The organism is Glutamicibacter sp. AOP38-B1-38 (assembly GCF_052377485.1).
In the GTDB taxonomy this organism is placed as follows: Bacteria; Actinomycetota; Actinomycetes; order Actinomycetales; family Micrococcaceae; genus Glutamicibacter.
The window spans coordinates 57,109-78,742 of the sequence record NZ_JBQSWU010000015.1 but is presented as its reverse complement, the minus strand read 5'-3'; the positions used below and the strand labels follow the sequence as shown (position 1 = coordinate 78,742).

Here is a 21,634-nt window from a genome sequence, read left to right as displayed (position 1 = left end):
TGAAGGGGAGATTTCCATGTCTTCAGACCTAGCTAAACGAAGCTGGGCTTCCAGGATGCTCGCCAAGATCGGTGACCTCTTCGGAATCATTGTCGCTGCCGCCAATACATGGCTAGGCACTATGCCGCCGAAGGTCACCGGCATCGTCCACGGCCTGGCAATCGCCTCCTTGGTTTCGCAGATCGGGATCATCGTGACCGGCGGTGCGGTGCGGCTGACCAAGTCCGGGCTCGGCTGCTCCCACTGGCCTAACTGCGTCCCGGGGTCGATGACTCCGGTTCCAGAAATGGGTTACCACGGGCTGATCGAGTTCGGGAACCGCCTGCTGACCTTTGTCCTGCTTGCCATCGCGGTGGCGTTCTTGATTTCGATCTGGAATATGCGCAAGAGCCACCCTTCGATCTTCAAGCTCGCAGTGGTGCTGCTGGCAGGCATTCCGGCTCAAGGCGTGATCGGCGGCATTACCGTCTGGACCGATCTGAACCCCTGGGTAGTTTCCCTGCACTTCATACTCTCGGGCACGCTGGTGTGCCTGGCCACAATCCTGGTCAACCGAACCCGCCGCGAGCTGAAGCATGACATCACCCCGCCAACGACGAAGACCATTGGGCAATTCGCGACCGCCGCTTGGGTCCTGTCGATGCTTGCCGTCATCATGGGAACGATCGTAACCGGAACCGGTCCGCACGCCGGGGATGCCACCGCTCCCCGGCACCTCTTCGACCCCTTGCTGGTCACGCGCATGCACACCGCCCCGGTGTACCTGCTCGTCCTTGCCACGGTGATCGTCTTGGTACTGGCCTACCGCACCGGAGGCAACGCCAAGCTCCGCGCAGCCAGCTGGTGGCTGGTCGTCGTTATTGCCTTGCAGGCGGCTCTGGGTTACATCCAGCACTTCACCGGTCTACCTATCGGCTTGGTGCTTCTGCACATGCTCGGCGCGAGCCTGCTAATGGTCGCCTCCACGAACCTGTGGGATCGTGCGGCCAGACTGCCGAAGAGCGAGCGAGTCGAGCAGCACTAACATCGGACTCGGCATGGCAAAAGGCTGGAAACCAAGGATGGTTTCCAGCCTTTTGCCTTCCCATATGGGCTAGCGCATGTTGTGCGAAGCAGGCTCGCCAGCAGCCCCTAGCGCAGCAGCACATAGCGCCCGAAGGCAGGGACCAGTCCCCCGGACAGCCAGCAGAGCGGCGACGAGCGTTCCTCCGTCGAATGCCGCACCGTAGAATGAATCGCCGCGTAATTGAGCGCGGCCAGTCGGAAATCTCCGTTGAGCTCCACCGATGGCAAGCACCTGCGGGAGCAGCATCAGGGGCACTCGGGTCGAGTCCATCCAAGGAGACAAAAATCCCCGCCTCCAACTCAATGGAAGCGGGGATTTCAGAGTATTACTTAGCCAAACAGCGGGCTGCCGACGAACGGGTCAATGGCCAGCGCCAAGAACACGACCGATAGGTAAGTGATCGAAATATGGAAGACCTTCATGGCCTTGCGATTCATCTCAGCAGGGCTGTGATCGCGCTGAGCCTCGCGGTAGAGCACATGTGATTCGTAGACGAACCAAACGCCTGCCCCGCCGGCGATCGCGGTGTAAACGATGCCCGCATATCCCATGGGCAGCAGCAGCAGGGAGCAGACCACCGTGGCCCAGGCGTAGAGAACTACCTGCACCGACACACGGCGGGCATTGGCGATCGCTCCAAGCATCGGCACCGAGGCGGCGTTGTAGTCATCTGCATACTTCATGGACAGCGGCCAGTAGTGCGGCGGGGTCCAAAGGAAGATCACCAGGAATAGGATGATCGCTGGCCATTCCACGGTCTCGGTGACCGCCGCCCAAGCGATAAGTACCGGCATGCAACCGGCAATGCCGCCCCAGACAATATTCTGCGAGGTGCGGCGCTTGAGAATCATCGTGTAGAGGACTACGTAGAGAAGGATCGCGGCAAGCCCCAGGGCTGTGGCCAGCGGATTGGTGCCGAACCAGAAAACTACGAGCGATGCAATCGCCAGGACCCACGAGAAGATCAGCGCCTCGCGCGGGGTGACGTCACCGGTAACCAAAGGCCGCCCCTTGGTGCGCTTCATCAGCTTATCCATGTCGCGGTCGATGTAGCAGTTGAATGCGCTTGCCGCACCGGCGGCCATGGCGCCGCCAAGAATGGTAGCAACCATCAACCAGACGGCGGGGAAACCGCGCTCTGCGAAGATCATTGTCGGCAAGGTGCTCACCAGGAGCAGCTCTACGACGCGAGGCTTGGTGAGCGCCAGATAGGCACGGGCCTTGCGCTTGGCAAAATCCCCAGCATTTTCGTCAGGTTGGCGCGATGAGCGCGGTACTAACGATCCGGCGACGCTAAGAGTCTTCAATTAAACGCACTCAGTTCTACACGGGTACAAGACAGACACCACTTATTCTACGACGAATAGAACTCAGACGGTAGTTGCTTGATGTAAGTATTCAAGGCCAACTCCGTGATTCCGGTCATCTTTACCCCTCTGCCATCACCGGGGAGCAGCCTCGCACGCTTCGCAATGCTGGACGACCTCCGCCAGCCGGCACCCGCGCCGCGCGGCGGCACCGCCACCCCGTCCCGAATAAACAATCTTCAAAGTTTGTGATTCTAAGACAAACAAGAATATAACGTTGTTGACCAAGGGTTTTCCCAAGCTTCAAACGCAACCTCGCCTGGATGTCCAGTGCGCTCCGCGCGATAACCATTTCTCCACGGCCCCCGCCCGGCCACGGCGCGGCATTCGCGCCGCGCCGGAGCGCAGCAGAAGGTCCCTAATTCAGCTCGCCCGGTCATTGCCGCAACCCGGGCCGCGGGAGGCTCGCCCTCCGGTTGCGCTCTCGGCAATGTTCGATGGGTCAAAGATTGATGCAAAATGTGCGTGTCATGTTTGTTCAACCCATACAGTCATAGAGCGATTCGCGATACAGTGGACACTAATCGCGCCGTCGCCACCTGATACCCCAAAAAGCTCGACTACGGGTAGCAGGGTCGACGGCGTATTGCGTGTCAGCGGGATAAACCCCGTCCAAGCCTGAATGGAAGGAACGCCGCAGTGGCGATTGAATCCTTAGTAGAAGAGTTCTCACTTACCGAGTTGGATCGTAAGGCCATCGACACCACTCGTGTCCTGGCAGCCGACGCAGTAGAAAAAGTTGGCAACGGCCATCCCGGTACCGCCATGAGCTTGGCTCCGGCTGCGTACCTGATCTTCCAGAAGCACCTGCGTCACGACCCGAAGGATCCGAACTGGATCGGTCGCGACCGCTTTGTGCTCTCCCCCGGTCACACCTCGCTGACCCTCTACCTGCAGCTCTTCCTCTCGGGCTACGGCCTGGAGATGGAAGATATCGAAGCGCTGCGCACCTGGGGCGCGAAGACTCCGGGCCACCCGGAATACGGCCACACCGCCGGCGTAGAGATCACCACCGGCCCCTTGGGCCAGGGCCTGGCCTCGGCCGTTGGCTTCGCTTACTCCCAGCGCCGCATGCGCGGCCTGCTGGATCCGGCAGCAGAAGCCGGCACCAGCCCGTTTGACCACACCGTGTACGTCATCGCCTCCGATGGCGACCTGCAGGAGGGTGTCACCTCCGAGGCCTCATCGCTGGCTGGCCACCAGGAACTGGGCAACCTTGTCGTTATCTACGATGACAACAAGATCTCCATCGAAAACGACACCGACATCGCGTTCACTGAAGACGTGCTGGGCCGCTACGACTCCTACGGCTGGCACACCCAGCGCGTGGACTGGACCGTGACCGGCGAATACATCGAAGACATGCATGCCCTGGACGCCGCAATCCGCGCCGCCAAGGCCGAGACCTCCCGTCCCTCGATGATCGCGCTGCGCACCATCATCGGCTGGCCTTCGCCAACCAAGCAGAACACCGGCGGCATCCACGGTTCGAAGCTCGGCGGCGAAGAAGTCGCAGGGCTGAAGAATGTCCTGGGCTTCGACCCTGAGCAGTCCTTCCACATCGATGAGGAAGTACTCGCCCACGCCCGCGAGGTAGTGACCCGCGGTGCGGAGCTGCACGAGTCGTGGAACGAGACCTTCGAAGCGTGGAAGCGCGCCAACCCCGAAGAGGCAGCGCTGCTTGAGCGCCTGCAGGCAGGGGAACTGCCGGAGGGCTGGACCGAAAAGATCCCGACCTTCGAACCAGGTTCCACCATGGCTACGCGCGCCGCTTCGGGCAAGGTCATCAACGCGATCGCCGATGAGCTGCCGGAACTGTGGGGCGGCTCCGCGGACCTCGCCGGTTCGAACAACACCACCATCGCCACCGCGAAGTCCTTCGCACCCGAGCGCCGCTCCACCGATTCCTGGGATGCCAGCCCCTACGGCCGGGTGCTGCACTTCGGCATCCGCGAGCACGCCGCCGCGTCGATCGTGAACGGCATCGTGCTCTCTTCCCCGACCCGCGCGTTCTCCGGAACCTTCCTGATCTTCTCGGACTACCAGCGTCCGGCCATCCGCCTGGCCGCCCTGATGGGCATCCCGTCGATCTTCGTCTGGACCCACGACTCGATCGGCCTGGGCGAGGACGGCCCGACCCACCAGCCGGTGGAGCAGCTCGCTTCCTTGCGCATCATCCCGAACTTCGACGTCGTCCGTCCGGCCGACGCCAACGAGGTCGCCTACGCCTGGCGCGGCATGCTGGAGTTGACCGGCACCCCATCGGGTATCGTGCTCTCCCGGCAGAACCTGCCGATCTATGACCGTTCGGCGCCAGGCTTCCGCGGTGCCGAAGGCACCCTGAAGGGCGGCTACATCCTGGCCGAGGCCGTCCGCGAGGGCGCCGAGACCACCCCGGATGTCATCTTGCTGGCCACCGGCTCCGAGGTCGAGCTGGCCGTCGAGGCCCGCGAGGCACTGGCCGCGAAGAACATCGCCGCCCGCGTCGTCTCGCTGCCGAGCTTCGAGTGGTTCGCCAAGCAGGACGCCGCCTACCGCGAAGAGGTGCTCCCGGCGGCCATCACCGCCCGCGTGTCGGTGGAAGCCGGCGTAGCCCAGGGCTGGCGCGAGCTGGTCGGCGCCGCAGGCGAAATCATCTCCCTGGATCACTTCGGTGCATCCGCAGACTACAAGAAGCTCTACAGCGAATTCGGGATCACTACCGATGCAGTTGTCGCAGCCGCCGAAAAAGTTGTTAAGTAAAGGAACTGGCACACATTATGAGTAACCCGAATACCCAGGCCCTGTCCGACGCCGGCGTTTCGATCTGGCTGGACGACCTTTCCCGCGAGCGCCTGACCAGCGGTTCGCTGGCCAAGCTCATCGAAGAGCAGAACGTCGTTGGCGTGACCACCAACCCGTCGATCTTCGCCGCGGCACTGACCAACGCAGCGGTCTACGGCGAGGCCATCGCCGAACAGCGCCACAAGTCGGTCGAAGACGCGATCACCGAGATCACCAGCGACGACGTTGCCGCCGCCTGCGACCTCTTCCGCCCGATCTACGACTCGAGCAACGGCTTCGACGGCCGCGTGTCCATCGAGGTCGACCCGCGTCTGGCCCATGACACCGCGCAGACCATCGTCCAGGCCAAGGCCCTGCACGAACGCGTAGCCCGCGAAAACGTGCTCATCAAGATCCCCGCCACGCTGGCCGGCCTGGAGGCCATCACCGAAACCATCGCGGCGGGCATCAGCGTCAACGTCACCCTGATCTTCTCGCTGGAACGCTACCGCGAGGTCATCAACGCGTACCTGATCGGCCTGGAGAAGGCCAAAGCCAAGGGCTTGGACCTGTCCAAGATCCACTCGGTCGCCTCCTTCTTCGTCTCCCGCGTGGACTCGGAAATCGACAAGCGCCTGAACGCCATCGGCACCGAGGCGGCACTGGCACTGCGCGGCCAGGCCGGTGTGGCCAACGCCCGCCTGGCCTACCAGGTCTTCGAGGAGACCTTCGCCTCGGCACGCTACGAAGCGCTGGCAGCCTCCGGGGCCAATGTGCAGCGTCCGCTGTGGGCTTCGACCGGTGTGAAGGATCCTGCCTACCCATCCACCCTGTACGTCACCGAACTGGTGGCACCGCAGACCGTGAACACCATGCCGGAAAAGACCCTGGAGGCCACCGCCGCAGAGGCCGAGGTCCGCGGAAACGTGGTTTCGGGCAGCTACGCCCAGGCCAACGGCGTGCTCGACGCGCTCGCGGCCCAGGGCGTGGACTACAACGAGGTTGTGTCGCTGCTCGAGGTCGAAGGCGTTCAGAAGTTCGACGTCGCCTGGAACGAACTGCTCGAGGACATGTCTGTGGCTTTGAAAGAGGCCAAGTAGATGGAGTTGGGCTTAGTTACTTCCGGCGCGGCCCTCGCCTCGGTCGACCGGCTGCTTCCGCAGCTCATCGAGGCTAAGGTCGGCAGCCGCATCGCCGGCCAGGACCCCACCGTGTGGGGTGCCGAGGCCGAAGCCGAGTCCGCCATGCGCCTGGGCTGGACCCAGCCCTTCGAAGCCGCCGCAAAGCTGCTTCCGCAGATCCTTGAGCTGCGCGAGCAGCTGCTGGCCGAGGGCCTGACCCGGATCGCCCTGTGCGGCATGGGCGGCTCCTCGCTGGCACCCGAGGTGATCGCCGCGCATGACGAGGTTGACCTGGTCATCTGCGATACCACCGACCCGCAGATGGTTTCCGAGATCGTGAACACCGAGCTGGAGCGCACCGTCGTGGTCGTCGCCTCCAAATCGGGGTCCACCGTGGAAACCGATTCGCAGCGCCGCGCCTTCACCGCGGCCTTCGAGGCCGCCGGCATCGATCCGGCTACCCGGCTGGTGCTCGTCACCGATCCGGGTTCCCCGATGGACAATCCCGAAGGGGTGCGCGCGGTCTTCAATGCCGACCCGAATGTGGGCGGGCGCTACTCGGCGCTGACCGCCTTCGGACTGGTGCCTTCGGGCCTTGCCGGGGCCGATATCGAAGCGCTGATCGAAGAGGCCGGGTTGATCTCGGACCTGCTCAGCGGCGACGACGAGGACAATATTGCGCTGCACCTGGGCGCCGCGCTGGTTACCGCCGGCCGCGACAAGCTGGTGATCGCGGAAATCGGCGACGCCCTGCCGGGCTTCGGGGACTGGGCCGAACAGCTCATCGCCGAATCCACCGGCAAGCTCGGCAAGGGAGTGCTCCCGGTGGTGGCCCACGCGGACGCGCCCGAGCTGGAGCAGGTGGCCGCCGATGTGCTGCCGCTCTACCTGCACGAGCAGCTGCCCGCGGAAATTGATGAGGAGGCCACCACGATCCACCTCAGTGCACCGCTGGGCACCTCGTTCATGATCTTCGAGTACGCAACCGCCGTGGCCGGCTACCTGCTGGGCATCAACCCGTTTGACCAGCCCGATGTCGAGGCCGCCAAGATTGCCGCGCGCTCGCTGCTCGACGCGCCGACCGCCGGATCCCCGGATGCGGTGGACGGCAGCGTCGAGCTGTTCGGCACGCAGGCCGCCGATCTGGCCGGCGCGCTCGATGCGCTGACCGCGCAGCTGGGCGAGGATGGCTACCTGTCCATCCACGCCTACCTGGACCGCCACGGCGACAAGGATCTGGAGGCGCTGCGCGACCTGCTGGCCGAACGCACCTCACGTCCGGTGACCTTCGGCTGGGGGCCACGCTTCTTGCACTCCACCGGCCAGTACCACAAGGGCGGCCCCCGCCAGGGGGTCTTCCTGCAGGTGACCGCGAACCACGAGCAGGACCTGGAGATCCCGGGCCGCGCCTACAGCTTCGGCGGTTTGATCACCGCCCAGGCTACCGGCGACGGTGCGGTGCTCGCGGACGCCGAACACGGCCGTCCGGTGCTGCGCGTGAATCTAACCGATCGCGCCGCGGGTATCGCGGCGCTGCTTGAGGCTGCGAGCTAAGAACAAAATATGAGCAATCCACTTCGCGACGCCCGCGACCGGCGGCTTAACCGCATCGCCGGTCCGGGCGCGCTGGTGTTCTTCGGAATCACCGGCGACCTGGCCCGCAAAAAACTGATGCCCGCGGTCTATGACCTGGCCAACCGCGGCCTGCTACCCCCGAACTTTGCCATCGTCGGCTTCGGCCGCCGCGACTGGTCCGCCGAGGACTTCGCCAACCAGGCCCGCGAATGGATCCTGGCCAGCGCGCGCACCCCGTTCAACGAGACGGTGTTCGACCAGCTGGCCTCCGGAATGCGTTTCATCTCCGGGGCCTTCGACGACGACAACGCCTATGAGCAGCTCTCCGCCACCCTGGACGAGCTGGCCGATTCGCGCTCCACCGGACGCAACCACGCCTTCTACCTGTCCATCCCGCCTAGCTGGTTCGACGTGGTCTGCCAGAAGCTCTCCGAGCACAAGCTCGCCAAGGATGAGAATCCCGGCTGGGAGCGCGTGGTCATCGAGAAGCCCTTCGGCCACGACCTGGAAAGCGCCCGCGAGCTCAACGAGATCGTCGAGTCGGTCTTCCCGCCCGATGCGGTCTTCCGCATCGACCACTATCTGGGCAAGGAAACCGTGCAGAACCTGCTGGCGCTGCGTTTCGGCAACCAGATGTTCGAGCCATTGTGGAACAACAAGTACGTGGACCACGTGCAGATCACCATGGCCGAGGATATCGGCATCGGCGGGCGCGCCAGCTACTACGACGGGGTGGGCGCGGCCCGCGACGTCATCCAGAACCACCTGCTGCAGCTCCTCGCGCTGACCGCCATGGAAGAACCCATCTCCTTCGACGCCGATCACCTGCGCGCCGAAAAGGAAAAGGTGCTCACCGCGGTGCAGCTGCCCGAGGATCTCGGGGCCGCCAGCGCCCGCGGCCAGTACACCTCCGGGTGGCAGGGCGGCGAAGAGGTGGTCGGCTTCCTCGACGAGGAGGGCTTCAACCCGAAGTCCAAAACCGAAACCTACGCGGCGGTGCGGCTGAACATCAACACCCGCCGCTGGGACGGGGTGCCCTTCTACCTGCGCGCCGGAAAGCGCCTGGGACGCCGCGTCACCGAGATCGCAGTGGTCTTCAAGCGCGCACCGAACCTGCTGTTCACCGACCACGCGGACGACGAATTCGGGCAGAACGCCTTCGTGATCCGCGTGCAGCCCGATGAGGGCGCGACCATCCGCTTCTCCTCCAAGGTGCCCGGCACCCAGATGGAGATCCGCGACGTGACCATGGACTTCGGCTACGGCAACGCGTTCACCGAGTCCTCCCCGGAGGCCTACGAACGCCTGATCCTCGACGTGCTGCTCGGCGAACCGCCGTTGTTCCCGCGCCATGAAGAGGTCGAACAGTCCTGGCGCATCCTGGACCCATTCGAAGACTACTGGGCCGCACAGCCCGAACAGCCAGATCCCTACCTGCCCGGCTCCTGGGGCCCGGCCAGCGGCGATCAGCTGATGGCCAAAGACGGAAGGACGTGGCGACGACCATGATGATCGATCTTCCCAACACCACCACCTCGAAGGTGGCCAAGAAGCTGCTCTCCTCGCGCCGCACCCACGGCGTGGTGGCCCTGTCCCGGGTGCTGACTCTGGTGGTCATCACCCGCGAGGGCTTCGCGGAGAACGCCATCGAGGCGGCCAACCTGGCCAGCCGCGAACACCCCTGCCGCATCATCGTGGTGGTGCGCGGCTCGGAGAAGGGCGAGAACCGGCTCGACGTGCAGATCCGCGTCGGCGGGGACGCCGGCGCCTCCGAGGTCATCGTGATGCGCACGCACGGCCCGGATATGGCCGCCGACGAGGCGCTGATCTCCGCGCTGCTGCTGCCCGACGCGCCGATCGTCGCCTGGTGGCCGCACGGGGTCCCGGCCGACCCGTACAACACCGCGCTGGGCAAGCTGGCGCACCGGCGGATCACCGACTCCAACGAGACCAAGGATCCCACCGAGGCGCTCTTCCAGCGCGCGAGCACCTACCGCGCCGGGGACACCGACCTGGCGTGGACCCGCATCACTCTCTGGCGCGCCCAGCTGGCGAGCATTATCGATTTGATCGGTACCGAGGGCCTGAGCGGCATCACCGTGAAGGGTTCGGAGAACTCTCCGTCCACCTCGCTGCTGGCGGCCTGGCTGACCATGCGCCTGGACGTCCCGGTGACCATCGCGGCGGATAAGTCCACCGGCGGGCTCTCCAGCGTGCGGCTGGCCCGCGAGGATGGCGACGTGGAGCTTTCCCGTCCCTCCGGAGCCGTGGCCCACCTCTACCTGCCCGGCAGCGCGCCGCAGCGCATCTCGCTGCCGCGCCGCTCGGTGGCCGAATGCCTGGCCGAGGAGATGCGCCGCCTGGACGCGGACGATGTCTTCGGCGAGGTCATCACCCGCGGGCTGAACCTGACCAACCTAAGGAGCATCATTCCCAGTGATCGCTAGACAGATTGTCATCCATGAAGACACCGCCGCCACCGCGCACGGGGTCGCAGCCCGGCTGATCACCTCCATCGCCGATGCGATCGCCGCCCGCGGGGTCGCCCACGTGGTGGTGACCGGCGGCACGCTGGGCATCGCGGCGCTGGTGGCCGTGGCGCAGAACCCGGCGAAGGCTTCGGTGAATTGGTCCCAGGTGCACTTCTGGTGGGGAGATGAGCGCTTCGTCGCCGCCGGCAGCACCGAGCGCAACGCGGTGCAGGCCGAACCGCTGTTCGCCGCCCTGGACGAGCTGGGCCTTGAGCGCGGCACCGTCCACGTGATGGGTGACAGCGACGCCTACGCCAGCGCCGAGGACGCGGCGGCCGCCTACACGCAGCTGCTCGCCGAGGAGGCCGGCGACGGCGCGGCGAACCCGGTCTTCGACGTGCTGATGCTCGGCATGGGCCCGGATTCGCACGTCGCCTCGCTGTTCCCGGACCACACGCGCTCCACCGAGCTCGGGGCGATCGCGGTGCACGACTCCCCCAAGCCGCCACCGCACCGGGTGTCGCTGACCATGAGCACCATCAACACGGCCCGCGAGGTCTGGCTGCTGGTCTCCGGCGCGGAGAAGGCGCCGGCCCTGGCCGCCGCCCAGCACGAGGTCAACGAGGCCAAGGTGCCGGCAAGCGCCGTGCAGGGCACCGAGGCTACCCGCTGGCTGATCGACCGCAGCGCCGCGACGCTGCTCTAAGCCTCACCGCAGACCGGTGCCGCCCAAAAGCCATGGGCGGCACCGGTCTTTGTGATTTGAAAGGACCCTGGACATGACCGCGCAGCAACAGCCGGCAGAGGCACGGCGCATCACGGTGATCGGTGCCGGAGTGATCGGGCTGTCCACCGCCCACGAGCTGGCCAGCGCCGGCCACCGCGTCACCGTAATCACGGATCAAGACCCATTGGAGACCGTCTCCGCGGTGGCCGCCGCCATCTGGTTCCCCTACCACTCGGAGAACTCCCCCGCCGCGGATCTGCTGCTGGCACGCTCGCTGGCGCGGTTCGAAGAACTGGCGTCCATCCCCGAAACCGGAGTGGATCTGCGTTCGGGCTTGAACGTCGATCATCTGCCCGGGGCCGACCGCTCCTGGACCAGAATCGTTGCGAAGACAATCGAAGCGCCAAAGGCAGATTTGCCCGAAGGCGCCCACGCCGGAGTCTACGCGCGCCTGCCGATCATCGACATGACCACCTACCTTTTGTGGCTGCGCAATGAGGCCGAAGCACTCGGGGTGGTTTTCATCCACGGTACGGTCATGGATCTTAGGGAGCTGCAGGGCGGCGCAGATCTTGTAGTCATCGCCGGCGGGCTGCGCGGTGGACAGCTATTGGGCGATGATGAGTCCGTCTACCCGATCCGCGGCCAGGTGGTACGCCTGGCCAATACGAAGAAGCTCACCGACTGGCTGTGCGACGACGATTACCCCGGCGGGGTCAGCTACATCATTCCCCGGCGCGAGGACATCATTGTCGGCGGCACCGACACGGCCAATGATTGGAACCGCGAGGTCGAGCCGGACACCGCGGCGGCGATTCTGCGCCGCGCCACCGAGCTGGTTCCAGAACTCGAAGGCCTGGAAGTCCTCGAGCACAAGGCGGGACTTCGCCCGGCGCGCGATGCCATCCGCCTCGAACGCGTTGCGGGACACCAGCTTCCGGTGATTGCCGCCTACGGCCATGGCGGCGCGGGTGTCACCCTGTCGTGGGGTACCGCGCAGCGCGTCGTCGAGCTGGTCGACGAGATTCACTAGCGCGACGCGATCCCTCAAGATCCTCGAAGGCAAATCCCGACTATGCGGTTTGACTTCGGGGTTCAACGCTTTAAGCCCGATGGCCGATGCACCGGGCGGCCCAATTAGATGAGATGCATATCACGGATTAATACCTTGAAGGCAGGCGTAGTATTTCATTCGTTACTCGCGCTCGCGCTTCCGCACGGCGTTACTACGACCAATGTGAAATCATGCTCGCAAAGAAGTCCGGACTCCAAGTGAGCCCTCGCCACAATCCCCTGGCCCGGCCAGCGCAACTGGTCGCCCTGGGGTTCCTAGGCGCCATCCTGATCGGTGGCCTGCTGCTCGCCACGCCGTGGGCACACACCGATGGAAAATTCACCCCGCTGATCGACGCGCTGTTCACCGCCACCTCGGCGGTCTGCGTCACGGGGCTGACCGTGGTGGACACCGCAACCCATTACACGCTCTTCGGCAAGCTCATCATCTTGGCGCTCATCCAGCTCGGCGGGTTGGGCATCATGCTTGTCGCCTCCCTGCTGAGCATGCTGCTCATGGGCAAGATCGGGCTGCTCACCCGGCAGTCCTCCCAGCGCGAAAGCAAGGCCCTGAGCGGTCAGGACGTCCGCACAGCCACGAAAACCATTCTGCTCTTCTCCCTGTCCCTCGAAGCGGTCACCGCGGTGCCACTGGCCCTGCGCTTCTGGCTGGGCTACGACTACGATGTGCCCTCGGCCCTATGGCACGCGGTGTTCCATGCGGTGTCCGCGTTCAACAACGCTGGATTCGCGCTCTATTCGGACAGCCTCATGGGTTTCGTGGACGACCCTTGGATCAGCTTGCCGGTCAGCTTCGCGATCATCCTCGGCGGACTCGGCTTCCCGGTACTCGTTCAGCTGCGCCGCTACGGACGCAACACGCTCAAATGGAGCATGAACACCCGACTCGTGCTGCTCATGACCGGCCTGCTGCTGCTCGGCGGTACGGTGTTCATCACCGCCATGGAGTGGAATAATCCGGAAACCCTTGGCACCTTGGACCCGGCGGCACGCGTGCTCGCCGGCTTTTTCCACTCGGTGCAAACTCGTACCGCCGGGTTCAACTCCATCGATATCGGCGCCATGCACCCGGCCTCGTGGCTCGGCATGGATGTGCTCATGTTCATCGGTGCCGGCCCTGCCGGTACCGCCGGTGGCATCAAGGTCACCACCGCGGCGGTGCTGCTATTTATCATTCTCACCGAGCTGCGCGGCGAAACGGCCGTCAATGTGCTGGGCAAACGGCTTTCGCGGTCCATTCATCGCCAAGCGCTGACGGTCACGCTCTTGGGCGCCGCCGCGGTCTTCGCGGGAACCATGGGATTGTTGCTGCTGACGCCGTATTCGCTGGATCGTTGCCTCTTCGAGGCCACCTCGGCCTTCGCCACCGTTGGCCTGTCCACCGGCATCACCCCCGACCTGCCCGATGCCGGCAAGAGCATCCTGATCGCGCTCATGTACTTAGGGCGCGTCGGAGTGCTCTCGCTCGGCTCGGCCCTCGCCTTGCGCGACCGCAAGGCCCTCTACGAACTTCCAAAAGAAAGGCCCGCAATTGGGTAAGCTACTGAATTTCCGCTCAGACTCGAAGCACATTGCCGCCGCGGACTCGGTCGCGGTGATTGGCTTGGGGCGCTTTGGCGCTTCGCTCGCCATGGAATTGATGAAATCGGGCACCCATGTACTGGGCATCGACTTGAACGAGGATAATGTCCAGGCGTTGAACGGTGAGCTGACCCAGGTGGTGCGGGCGGACGCCGCACGCCGCGAGGTGCTCGAGCAGCTCTCAATTCAGGACTTTGACCGCGTAGTGGTCGCCGTAGGCAGCCATCTGCAGTCCTCCATCCTATGCTGCTCGCTGCTGGTCAGCATGGACATTCCATTGATTTGGGCGAAGGCTCAGGATGACCGGCACGGGCTGATCCTCGAACAACTTGGGGTGCACCACATTGTCTACCCCGAAAAGGATATGGGCCGGCGCGTAGCCCATCTGGTGCGCGGCTCGATCATGGATTACGTGGAGGTCGATCCGGGCTACGCCCTGGTGAAGATGACCGCACCGGCAAGCCTGCATGGGATGCGGTTGAGCGAGATGGGAGTCCGGAAGAAGTACCGGGTGACCATCGCAGCGAAGGCCAACGCCTCCGGCATTTGGCAGAATACCGATGCGGACACCGTGCTTGTCGAAGGGGACCGCGTGCTGGTGCTCGGATCCACCGCGGACACCGATCGCTTCGGCCAGCTGCGCTAGGCGGCGCAAGCGAATCGAGGCTTAACTAGGAAAGGGGACCCACTGTCGTGGGTCCCCTTTCCTAGTTGTCTGCTATGACTCGATGCTGAAGCGCATGACCAGGGCTAGGCCAATGATGACCGCGCCCCAGACCAGACCAAGAACAATGGTGATGCGGTTCAGGTTGCGCTCGGCAACACCGGACGAACCCATCGAGCTGGTCATGCCGCCACCGAACATGTCGGACATACCGCCGCCTCGACCCTTATGGAGAAGGATCAATAGGGTGAGCAGGACACTGGTGATACCCAGCAGTACCTGCAGAATGATCTTGATGATATCCAAGTCGACGGTTCCTTAATTAGATTCAGTCGGTGACGAGATGGTGCTCGAACCTAACAATATTAGCAAACTCTTCGGCGTCCAAACTAGCACCGCCGACCAGCAGGCCATCAACATCGCGTTCACGCATGATCTGCGCGGCATTTGCGGCCTTGACGCTTCCGCCATAGAGCAGGCGTGCCTTCTGCGCAATCTCCTCGCCGAAGCGCTCGATCAATGCTCCGCGAATCGCGGCGCACATTTCCTGCGCATCGGCCGGGCCCGCCACTTCGCCGGTTCCGATAGCCCACACCGGCTCGTAAGCGATGACGAGGGTTTCGGCCTGTTCGGCGGTGACGCCTTCCAGGGACTCGGCAAGCTGGTTCAGCGTGTAGGCAACATGCTCGTTCGCCTGGCGCACCTGGAGCCCTTCGCCGACGCAAAGCACCGGGGTCAGCTCGTGGCGGTACGCGGCGGCAAGCTTCGCGGCAATCACAGCGTTGGACTCGTTGTGGTATTCGCGGCGCTCCGAGTGGCCGACCAGCACGTAGCTGCAGCCAAGCTTATTCAGGAACTGGCCGGAGATCTCCCCGGTATAGGCTCCCGAGTCCTGTGCGGACAGGTCCTGTGCGCCGTAGACGACGTCCAGCTTGTCGCCCAGGGTCAGGGTCTGCACACCGCGGATGTCGGTGAACGGCGGGAACACCGCAACCTCGGCACGGTCGTAATCGTGCTGCGCATCCTTCAGCGTCCACGCGAGCTTCTGCACCAGGGTGATGCCCTGGACGTGGTCCATGTTCATCTTCCAGTTGCCCGCGATCAGCGGCTGGCGCACGTAGGCGCCGTTATTCGACATCGTCATAAATTTAGCCTTCCAAAGCGGCAACACCCGGCAGGGTCTTGCCTTCAAGGTATTCGAGCGACGCTCCGCCACCGGTAGAGATGTGGCCGAAGTCGTCCTCCGAGAAGCCCAAGGCACGTACCGCGGCGGCTGAGTCGCCACCGCCTACGACGCTAAACGCCTCGGAACCTGCCAATGCCTGGGCCACCGTGCGGGTGCCCTCGGCGAAGGCCGGGATCTCGAAGACGCCCATTGGGCCATTCCAGAACACGGTGTTTGCGCTCTTGATGTAGCTTGCGAACAGCTCGGCGGACTTCGGTCCAATATCCAGGCCCAATCCGTTCGAGCCGAAGCTGGCTTCTTCGATCTTGTCGGCGGCAAGCACCTCGTGCTCGGCGTCTGCCCCGAACTTGCTGGCCACGACGACGTCCGATGGAACGATGATGTCGCAACCGAGCTTTTCGGCGCGGGCCAGGTATTCCTGGCAAACCGAGATCTGGTCTTCTTCAAGCAGCGAGCCGCCGATGGCGTATCCCTGGGCCTTGAGGAAGGTGAATGCCATGCCGCCACCGATCAGCAGCTGATCGGCCTTGCCTAGCAGGTTGTCGATGACCGCGAGCTTGTCCGAAACCTTCGACCCACCCAGGACGACCACGTAGGGACGCTTTGGCGCTTCGGTCAGGGTCTTGAGAACCTTGACCTCGGTTGCCACCAGGTCACCCTGGTAGCTCGGCAGCAAGGCAGCGATGTCGAATACCGAGGCGTGCTTGCGGTGCACTGCACCGAAGGCATCGTTGACGTAGGCGCCGTTGTCGCCGGTCAGTGCGGCCAGCGCCGTGGCGAATTCTTCACGCTCGGCGTCTACCTTAGAGGTCTCGCGGGCGTCGAAGCGCACGTTCTCGAGGACCAGTACCGCACCCTCGGCCAAGGCGGCGGCGGATTCGCGAGCCGAAGCTCCTACTACATCCGTTGCCACGGTGACATCGAAGTCTGCAAGTTCGTTCAAGCGGTGAGCGGCAGGCTCGATGGAGTACTTCGAATCGACCTGGCCCTTAGGGCGACCCAGGTGTGCCATCACGATGACCTTGGCGCCAGCCTCGGTCAGTTTAGTGATGACCGGAAGGGACGCGCGCACGCGTCCGTCATCGGTTACGGTCGCCCCGTCGAGCGGTACGTTCAGGTCGCTTCGGACCAATACGTACCGCCCGCGGACACCGTCAGCGAGTAATTCGTCGAGAGTGTGAGAAGACATGTCTCTAGGTTATCGACTAGAGGCTTGATCCCACGAATTCAACAAGGTCAACAAGTCGCGAGGAGTAGCCCCACTCGTTGTCGTACCAAGCCACAACCTTGACGGTGTTGCCAATCACGGAGGTCAGGCCGGAGTCGAAAATGGCGGAGTGCTTGTTCGTCACAATGTCGGAGGAAACCAGCGGATCGGTCGAGTACTCGAGGTAGTCGGCCAGCTTGCCTTCGGTGGCAGCCTTTTCGAAGGCGGCGTTGATTTCTTCAACGGTGGCGGTGCGAGCCAGGTTGACGGTCAGATCGGTGGCCGAGCCGGTTGGTACCGGTACGCGCATTGCGTAACCGTTAAGCTTGCCCTTCAATTCCGGAAGCACCACGCCGATGGCCTTGGCGGCACCGGTGGAGGTCGGGATCAGGTTCAGCGCAGCGGCGCGGGCACGGCGTGGGTCGCTGTGCGGTGCATCCTGCAGGCGCTGGTCGGCGGTGTATGCGTGGATGGTGGTCATCAGGCCGTCAACAATGCCGAATTCATCGTTCAAAACCTTGGCCATTGGGGCCAGGCAGTTGGTGGTGCACGATGCGTTCGAAATGATGTTGTGCGTAGCCGGATCGTACTTGTCGTGGTTGGCGCCCATCACGATGGTGATGTCTTCATCGCTGGCCGGAGCCGAGATGATGACCTTTTTTGCACCGGCGGTGATGTGCTTGCCAGCGTCGGCAGCCTTGGTGAAGAATCCGGTCGATTCGATGACAACGTCGACGTTCAATTCGCCCCATGGCAGGTTTGCCGGGTCGCGCTCCGAGAGCACCTTGATGCGGCGTTCTCCGACGACGATGGTGTCGCCATCTACGGATACTGCTTCGCCGACTGGGCCCAGAACGCTATCGAACTTCACCAGGTGCGCCAGTGCATCGATGGAACCGAGGTCGTTGACTGCAACGATTTCGATGTCTGCCTTGTGCGCCAGAGTGGCACGCAGGAAGTTGCGTCCGATACGACCGAAACCATTGATTCCAACACGAGTAGTCATGTGGCTATCTCCTCTAAATGGGATGATTGCGCCACTGCCGTGCTTTTCACGGAAGTGGCCTGCTTATCTAAGAGGACACTCCGTTGTGTCGTGAGTTGCAGACCTCGTGAAACACGAGGTCTGCAACACACCTGATACATCCTACGCGAAATTCGCACAGAATGTGAGCTGAATTACCAGAAGGTTAATTCGGCAATAATTACTTACCTGGAACCACCAGCGAAGCAGCGCCATTGCGAGCGGCTTCGAAGCGAGCCTGGACATCAGCCCAGTTCACGATGTTCCAGAAGGCCTTGACGTAGTCGGCCTTGACGTTGACGTAGTCCAGGTAGAAGGCGTGCTCCCACATGTCCAGCATCAGCAGTGGGATGGTTCCCACTGGGACGTTGCCCTGCTGATCGTACAGCTGCTCGATGACCAGCTGGCCACCTAGCGGCTCGTAGGCCAGAATTGCCCAGCCCGAGCCCTGCAGGCTCATTGCCGAAGCGGTGAAGTGACCGCGGAATCCGTCGAAGGAGCCGAAGAACTCGTCGATGGCCGCTGCCAACTCGCCTACTGGCTTGTCGCCGCCCTCTGGGGAGAGGTTGTTCCAGAAGATCGAGTGGTTGGTGTGTCCACCCAAGTGGAACGCCAGATCCTTCGAAAGCTTCGGAATGTTACCGAATTCGCCCTTTTCGCGGGCTTCTGCCAGCTGCTCCAACGCCGAGTTAGCGCCTGCAACGTAGGTTGCGTGGTGCTTCGAGTGGTGCAGCTCCATGATGCGAGCCGAGATGTTCGGCTCCAGTGCAGCGTAGTCATACTGCAGTTCTGGCAGTGAATAGACAGCCATGATTCTCCTCAATCTTCTCAATTGGTTGAATCTCCGCGGAAGGCCTCCCGCGGGGACACTTTTTACTGTTCCAGTTCATCTACTGGAACACTGGACTCGGTTCCAGGTATTCCCAGATCACCAGCTTTTTTATCCGCCATGGCTAAAAGCCGGCGGATCCGGCCGGCAATCGCGTCCTTGGTCATTGGAGGTTCGGCCATGCGGCCCAATTCATCCAGCGACGCTTGCTTGTGCTCCAGGCGAAGCACCCCGGCATAACGCAGGTGCTCAGGCGCCTCGTCGCCAAGAATCTCCAGTGCGCGCTCCACGCGCGCGCCGGCAGCCACAGCAGCTTGGGCGCTGCGGCGCAGGTTTGCATCGTCGAAGTTCGCTAGCCGATTTGCGGTGGCGCGGACTTCTTTGCGCATGCGGCGCTCTTCCCACACCATCAGCGCGTCGTGTGCGCCCATGCGTGTCAAAAGTTGGGCGATGGCATCGCCATCGCGAATCACCACACGGTCCACGCCGCGTACCTCACGCGCCTTGACCGTCAGGTCCAGGCGCCGAGCAGCACCGACTAGGGCGAGTGCGGCCTCTGGGCCGGGGCAAGTAATTTCAAGTGCCGAACTGCGTCCCGGTTCGGTGAGTGAACCGTGGGACAAGAACGCGCCGCGCCAAACCGCTTCGGCATCGGCAGTGGAACCGTTGACGATCACCGAGGGCAGTCCGCGTACCGGACGTCCGCGCTGGTCGAGAAGCCCGGTTTGGCGTGCCAAAACTTCGCCGTCCTTTGCGACGCGCACGATGTATCGGCTGCCCTTGCGGATGCCGGAACCGGAGACCATGACAATCTCCGCGTCGTGTCCGTAAAGCTCGCCAATGGCGACCTTGAGCCTGCGAGCGGTCGCAGCCAAGTCAACCTCGGCCTCGATTACTATTCGCCCGGAGACAATATGCAGTCCGCCGCTGAAGCGGAGCATGGTCGAAACCTCGGCCTTGCGTACCGATGGCTTGCGAATCTCAACCCGCGACAGCTCGTCTTTGACGGAAGCCGTCAATGCCATGAATCAAACTCCCTTACATAGATCCGATCAGGATCCTATTGCGGTAAACACCTCATGATAGGCCGCCGCTAAGCGCAACGGGTCGTGCTCGGCACGACCGTCAGATACACCTACTCTACTAAAGAAGACACGTGCCCCGAGTTTTTGCGCTGCCAGCTCAAATCTCTCCTTGTTACGAACCCGTGATTCATCAGCGATAATCGCGTCAAATTGCACGTTCGGGGCGTAACGTCCTAAAACCTCCAGATGCGCTGCGGCATCCATTCCCGAGGTTTCGGCGGTGTCAACGGATAGATTCATGGTCAGCAGTTTTTTCGCCGTGGTATCAGCAATGGCTTGACGCATATCGGGCAACAGCAGATGCGGAAGCACCGAGGTGTACCACGAGCCTGGGCCCAGAATGATCCAGTCAGCCAATTCGATCGCGTCCAACGCCTCGGGGCAGGCAGGAGCTCCGTCTGGTTCCAAATACACCTTGGAGACCAGTCCCCCACCTCCCGCTGCGGCTAGCTGCGCCTGGCCATCTATCCGACGCTTGATCAGGGTATCGGTGACTTCGTCGGCTTCAAGAACTTCACCGTGGATCGATAGCGGAACGGTGCTCATGGGCAGCACCTGACCGCGGGCGCCAAGCAAGGCGCCGGCCCAGCGCAGTCCGGCTACCGGACTGTCAAGCAGTTCCCAGAGCGCGAGAATCAGCAGGTTGCCCACCGCATGGCCGTTCAGCGGCTCTTCTGGATGCTCGTCGGATTTGAACCGGTGCTGCATGACATCGCGCCAGGTGCGGCCCCAGTCGTTGTCGTCGCACAGCGCGGCCAGTGCCATGCGCAGATCCCCCGGGGGAAGCACATCGAAGGAACCGCGCAGCCTTCCGGAACTTCCACCGTCGTCGGCCACGGTCACCACGGCCGTCAGTTCGGTGGTGAGCCGGCGCAGCGCCGAAAGCGAAGCAGACAGGCCATGTCCACCACCCAGCGCAACCACCGAGGGGTTGCGCATATCATCGGGCCGGGTAAGGCCTTGAATCGGGATTGGTCCCGTTGCGAATGCCATCGAGGACTACTCCCGGCCTAAGTCACGGTGCGTGATGTTCACACGCACATTGGGCAGCTGCGCCAGGCGGCGCCCCAATTCGATGGTCGTGGCTACCGAACGGTGCTTGCCGCCCGTACAGCCAACGGCAATCGTCGCGTAGTGCTTATTCTCTCGGCGGTACCCCTCGAAGACTGGTTCCAGTGCCTTGAGGTAGTTTTCGATAAATTCGTTGGTTCCCGGCTGGCGCAGGACGTAGTCCGAGACTTCCTTGTCCTTGCCGGTTTGCGGACGCAATTCCGGAACCCAGTGCGGGTTCGGAATGAAGCGCACATCGGCCACGTAGTTGGCGTCGGTGGGCAGACCGTATTTGAACCCGAAGCTCATCACGTTGATCCGCAAGATGATCGGGCCCGATTCGGCAAATAGCTCATTCGCCGAACGCGCCAGGTCATGCACCGACATGGATGAGGAGTCCAGAATAAGTTCAGCGGCTTCACGCAACGGTCCGGTCACGTCCCGCTCCCGCTTGATGCCGTCGACGATCCGCCCGTCGCCCTGCAATGGGTGCGGGCGGCGGCCCTGTTCAAAGCGCCGCACGAGGACCTCATCGCTGGCATCCAAATAGACCAGGCGGTATTTCACCCCGCCGCTGGTGAGCAGCGCCAGGGATTCACGAATTTCTGGAAAGAGATCTTTGGAGCGCACATCCATGACCACTGCCAATCGTGGAATGGTTCCCTGGGAACGGCTCATGAGCTCGGTCAGCATACCCAGCATGGAAGGCGGCAGGTTCTCCACCACATACCAGCCCAGGTCTTCGAGTGCGTGGGCCACGGTGGTTCGACCGGCGCCTGACATGCCGGTGACGATCACGAGCTCGGATTCCGGAGGTTTTACAGCTTCATACTCGGTGGTCATA

Annotated in this window: 19 protein-coding genes; 10 read left to right on the top strand and 9 right to left on the bottom strand. The window is 63.1% G+C overall.

Annotated elements, in window-relative coordinates; all coding sequences use genetic code 11:
- The first annotated feature begins 16 nt into the window (after positions 1-16).
- Complete coding sequence (locus ACT3TP_RS10585; RefSeq protein ID WP_255248394.1) at positions 17-1,024, top strand: COX15/CtaA family protein; 1,008 nt, start codon at positions 17-19, stop codon at positions 1,022-1,024.
- Positions 1,025-1,395: 371 nt separating this feature from the next.
- Here ACT3TP_RS10585 and ACT3TP_RS10580 read toward each other — a convergent pair whose 3' ends face one another.
- Positions 1,396-2,373, bottom strand: a complete 978-nt coding sequence (locus ACT3TP_RS10580; protein WP_444620562.1) for a heme o synthase — start codon at positions 2,371-2,373, stop codon at positions 1,396-1,398.
- A 699-nt stretch (positions 2,374-3,072) separates the two neighbouring features.
- Between ACT3TP_RS10580 and tkt the strand changes: the two genes are divergently transcribed.
- From tkt to ACT3TP_RS10535, 9 genes are all read left to right on the top strand, one after another.
- Positions 3,073-5,175: a transketolase gene (tkt, locus tag ACT3TP_RS10575; RefSeq protein ID WP_096285130.1), complete on the top strand. Its 2,103-nt coding sequence runs from the start codon at positions 3,073-3,075 to the stop codon at positions 5,173-5,175.
- Between the two features lie 17 nt (positions 5,176-5,192).
- Positions 5,193-6,296, top strand: a complete 1,104-nt coding sequence (gene tal / locus ACT3TP_RS10570) for a transaldolase (RefSeq protein WP_444620561.1) — start codon at positions 5,193-5,195, stop codon at positions 6,294-6,296.
- Entirely contained in the window at positions 6,297-7,871 is a 1,575-nt protein-coding gene (locus ACT3TP_RS10565) for a glucose-6-phosphate isomerase (protein WP_444620560.1), read from the top strand. It begins immediately after the preceding gene.
- A 9-nt stretch (positions 7,872-7,880) separates the two neighbouring features.
- Positions 7,881-9,401 carry a glucose-6-phosphate dehydrogenase gene (zwf, locus tag ACT3TP_RS10560; RefSeq protein ID WP_444620559.1) on the top strand — a complete coding sequence of 507 codons (1,521 nt, stop codon included), beginning with the start codon at positions 7,881-7,883 and terminating at the stop codon, positions 9,399-9,401.
- Entirely contained in the window at positions 9,398-10,339 is a 942-nt protein-coding gene (locus tag ACT3TP_RS10555) for a glucose-6-phosphate dehydrogenase assembly protein OpcA (protein WP_105552303.1), read from the top strand. The genes zwf and ACT3TP_RS10555 overlap by 4 nt, the downstream gene beginning before the upstream one ends.
- Complete coding sequence (pgl, locus tag ACT3TP_RS10550) at positions 10,329-11,069, top strand: 6-phosphogluconolactonase (protein ID WP_444620558.1); 741 nt, start codon at positions 10,329-10,331, stop codon at positions 11,067-11,069. The genes ACT3TP_RS10555 and pgl overlap by 11 nt, the downstream gene beginning before the upstream one ends.
- Positions 11,070-11,142: 73 nt before the next feature.
- Complete coding sequence (locus tag ACT3TP_RS10545; protein WP_444620557.1) at positions 11,143-12,123, top strand: FAD-dependent oxidoreductase; 981 nt, start codon at positions 11,143-11,145, stop codon at positions 12,121-12,123.
- A gap of 212 nt (positions 12,124-12,335) precedes the next feature.
- A complete protein-coding gene (locus tag ACT3TP_RS10540) occupies positions 12,336-13,703 on the top strand; it encodes a TrkH family potassium uptake protein (RefSeq protein WP_444620556.1) in 1,368 nt (455 codons plus the stop codon).
- Positions 13,696-14,391, top strand: coding sequence for a potassium channel family protein (locus ACT3TP_RS10535; protein WP_217990360.1), 696 nt, complete (start codon positions 13,696-13,698; stop codon positions 14,389-14,391). Before ACT3TP_RS10540 ends, ACT3TP_RS10535 begins: the two co-directional genes overlap by 8 nt.
- A 72-nt stretch (positions 14,392-14,463) precedes the next feature.
- On the opposite strand, the gene secG is transcribed toward ACT3TP_RS10535, so the two are convergent.
- The 8 genes from secG to rapZ form a co-directional block, all read right to left on the bottom strand.
- On the bottom strand, positions 14,464-14,715 hold the full coding sequence (gene secG, locus ACT3TP_RS10530) for a preprotein translocase subunit SecG (protein WP_096285146.1): 252 nt from the start codon (positions 14,713-14,715) through the stop codon (positions 14,464-14,466).
- Positions 14,716-14,737: 22 nt separating this feature from the next.
- Positions 14,738-15,553 carry a triose-phosphate isomerase gene (gene tpiA / locus ACT3TP_RS10525; protein ID WP_096285148.1) on the bottom strand — a complete coding sequence of 272 codons (816 nt, stop codon included), beginning with the start codon at positions 15,551-15,553 and terminating at the stop codon, positions 14,738-14,740.
- Positions 15,554-15,557: 4 nt separating this feature from the next.
- Entirely contained in the window at positions 15,558-16,784 is a 1,227-nt protein-coding gene (locus ACT3TP_RS10520) for a phosphoglycerate kinase (RefSeq protein WP_444615310.1), read from the bottom strand.
- Positions 16,785-16,800: 16 nt separating this feature from the next.
- Positions 16,801-17,808: a type I glyceraldehyde-3-phosphate dehydrogenase gene (gene gap / locus ACT3TP_RS10515; RefSeq protein WP_096285152.1), complete on the bottom strand. Its 1,008-nt coding sequence runs from the start codon at positions 17,806-17,808 to the stop codon at positions 16,801-16,803.
- A 199-nt stretch (positions 17,809-18,007) separates the two neighbouring features.
- The gene (locus tag ACT3TP_RS10510; RefSeq protein WP_096285154.1) at positions 18,008-18,637 is read right to left on the bottom strand and encodes a superoxide dismutase; all 630 of its coding nucleotides are present in this window, start codon (positions 18,635-18,637) and stop codon (positions 18,008-18,010) included.
- Between the two features lie 62 nt (positions 18,638-18,699).
- Positions 18,700-19,680 (bottom strand): DNA-binding protein WhiA, encoded by a 981-nt coding sequence (gene whiA, locus ACT3TP_RS10505; RefSeq protein ID WP_096285156.1) that lies wholly within the window; start codon positions 19,678-19,680, stop codon positions 18,700-18,702.
- 27 nt (positions 19,681-19,707) lie between these two features.
- Positions 19,708-20,733, bottom strand: a complete 1,026-nt coding sequence (locus ACT3TP_RS10500; protein WP_096285158.1) for a gluconeogenesis factor YvcK family protein — start codon at positions 20,731-20,733, stop codon at positions 19,708-19,710.
- 6 nt (positions 20,734-20,739) lie between these two features.
- Positions 20,740-21,633 (bottom strand): RNase adapter RapZ, encoded by an 894-nt coding sequence (gene rapZ / locus ACT3TP_RS10495; RefSeq protein ID WP_096285160.1) that lies wholly within the window; start codon positions 21,631-21,633, stop codon positions 20,740-20,742.
- Position 21,634 lies beyond the last annotated feature (1 nt).

Coding starts and splice junctions, on each gene's coding strand:
- ACT3TP_RS10585 (WP_255248394.1), top strand. CDS start 17: ATGTCTTCAGACCTAGCTAAACGAAGCTGGGCTTCCAGGATGCTCGCC.
- tal (WP_444620561.1), top strand. CDS start 5,193: ATGAGTAACCCGAATACCCAGGCCCTGTCCGACGCCGGCGTTTCGATC.
- ACT3TP_RS10565 (WP_444620560.1), top strand. CDS start 6,297: ATGGAGTTGGGCTTAGTTACTTCCGGCGCGGCCCTCGCCTCGGTCGAC.
- zwf (WP_444620559.1), top strand. CDS start 7,881: ATGAGCAATCCACTTCGCGACGCCCGCGACCGGCGGCTTAACCGCATC.
- ACT3TP_RS10555 (WP_105552303.1), top strand. CDS start 9,398: ATGATGATCGATCTTCCCAACACCACCACCTCGAAGGTGGCCAAGAAG.
- ACT3TP_RS10545 (WP_444620557.1), top strand. CDS start 11,143: ATGACCGCGCAGCAACAGCCGGCAGAGGCACGGCGCATCACGGTGATC.
- ACT3TP_RS10540 (WP_444620556.1), top strand. CDS start 12,336: ATGCTCGCAAAGAAGTCCGGACTCCAAGTGAGCCCTCGCCACAATCCC.
- tpiA (WP_096285148.1), bottom strand. CDS start 15,553: ATGACGATGTCGAATAACGGCGCCTACGTGCGCCAGCCGCTGATCGCG.
- ACT3TP_RS10520 (WP_444615310.1), bottom strand. CDS start 16,784: ATGTCTTCTCACACTCTCGACGAATTACTCGCTGACGGTGTCCGCGGG.
- gap (WP_096285152.1), bottom strand. CDS start 17,808: ATGACTACTCGTGTTGGAATCAATGGTTTCGGTCGTATCGGACGCAAC.
- ACT3TP_RS10510 (WP_096285154.1), bottom strand. CDS start 18,637: ATGGCTGTCTATTCACTGCCAGAACTGCAGTATGACTACGCTGCACTG.
- whiA (WP_096285156.1), bottom strand. CDS start 19,680: ATGGCATTGACGGCTTCCGTCAAAGACGAGCTGTCGCGGGTTGAGATT.
- ACT3TP_RS10500 (WP_096285158.1), bottom strand. CDS start 20,733: ATGGCATTCGCAACGGGACCAATCCCGATTCAAGGCCTTACCCGGCCC.
- rapZ (WP_096285160.1), bottom strand. CDS start 21,633: ATGACCACCGAGTATGAAGCTGTAAAACCTCCGGAATCCGAGCTCGTG.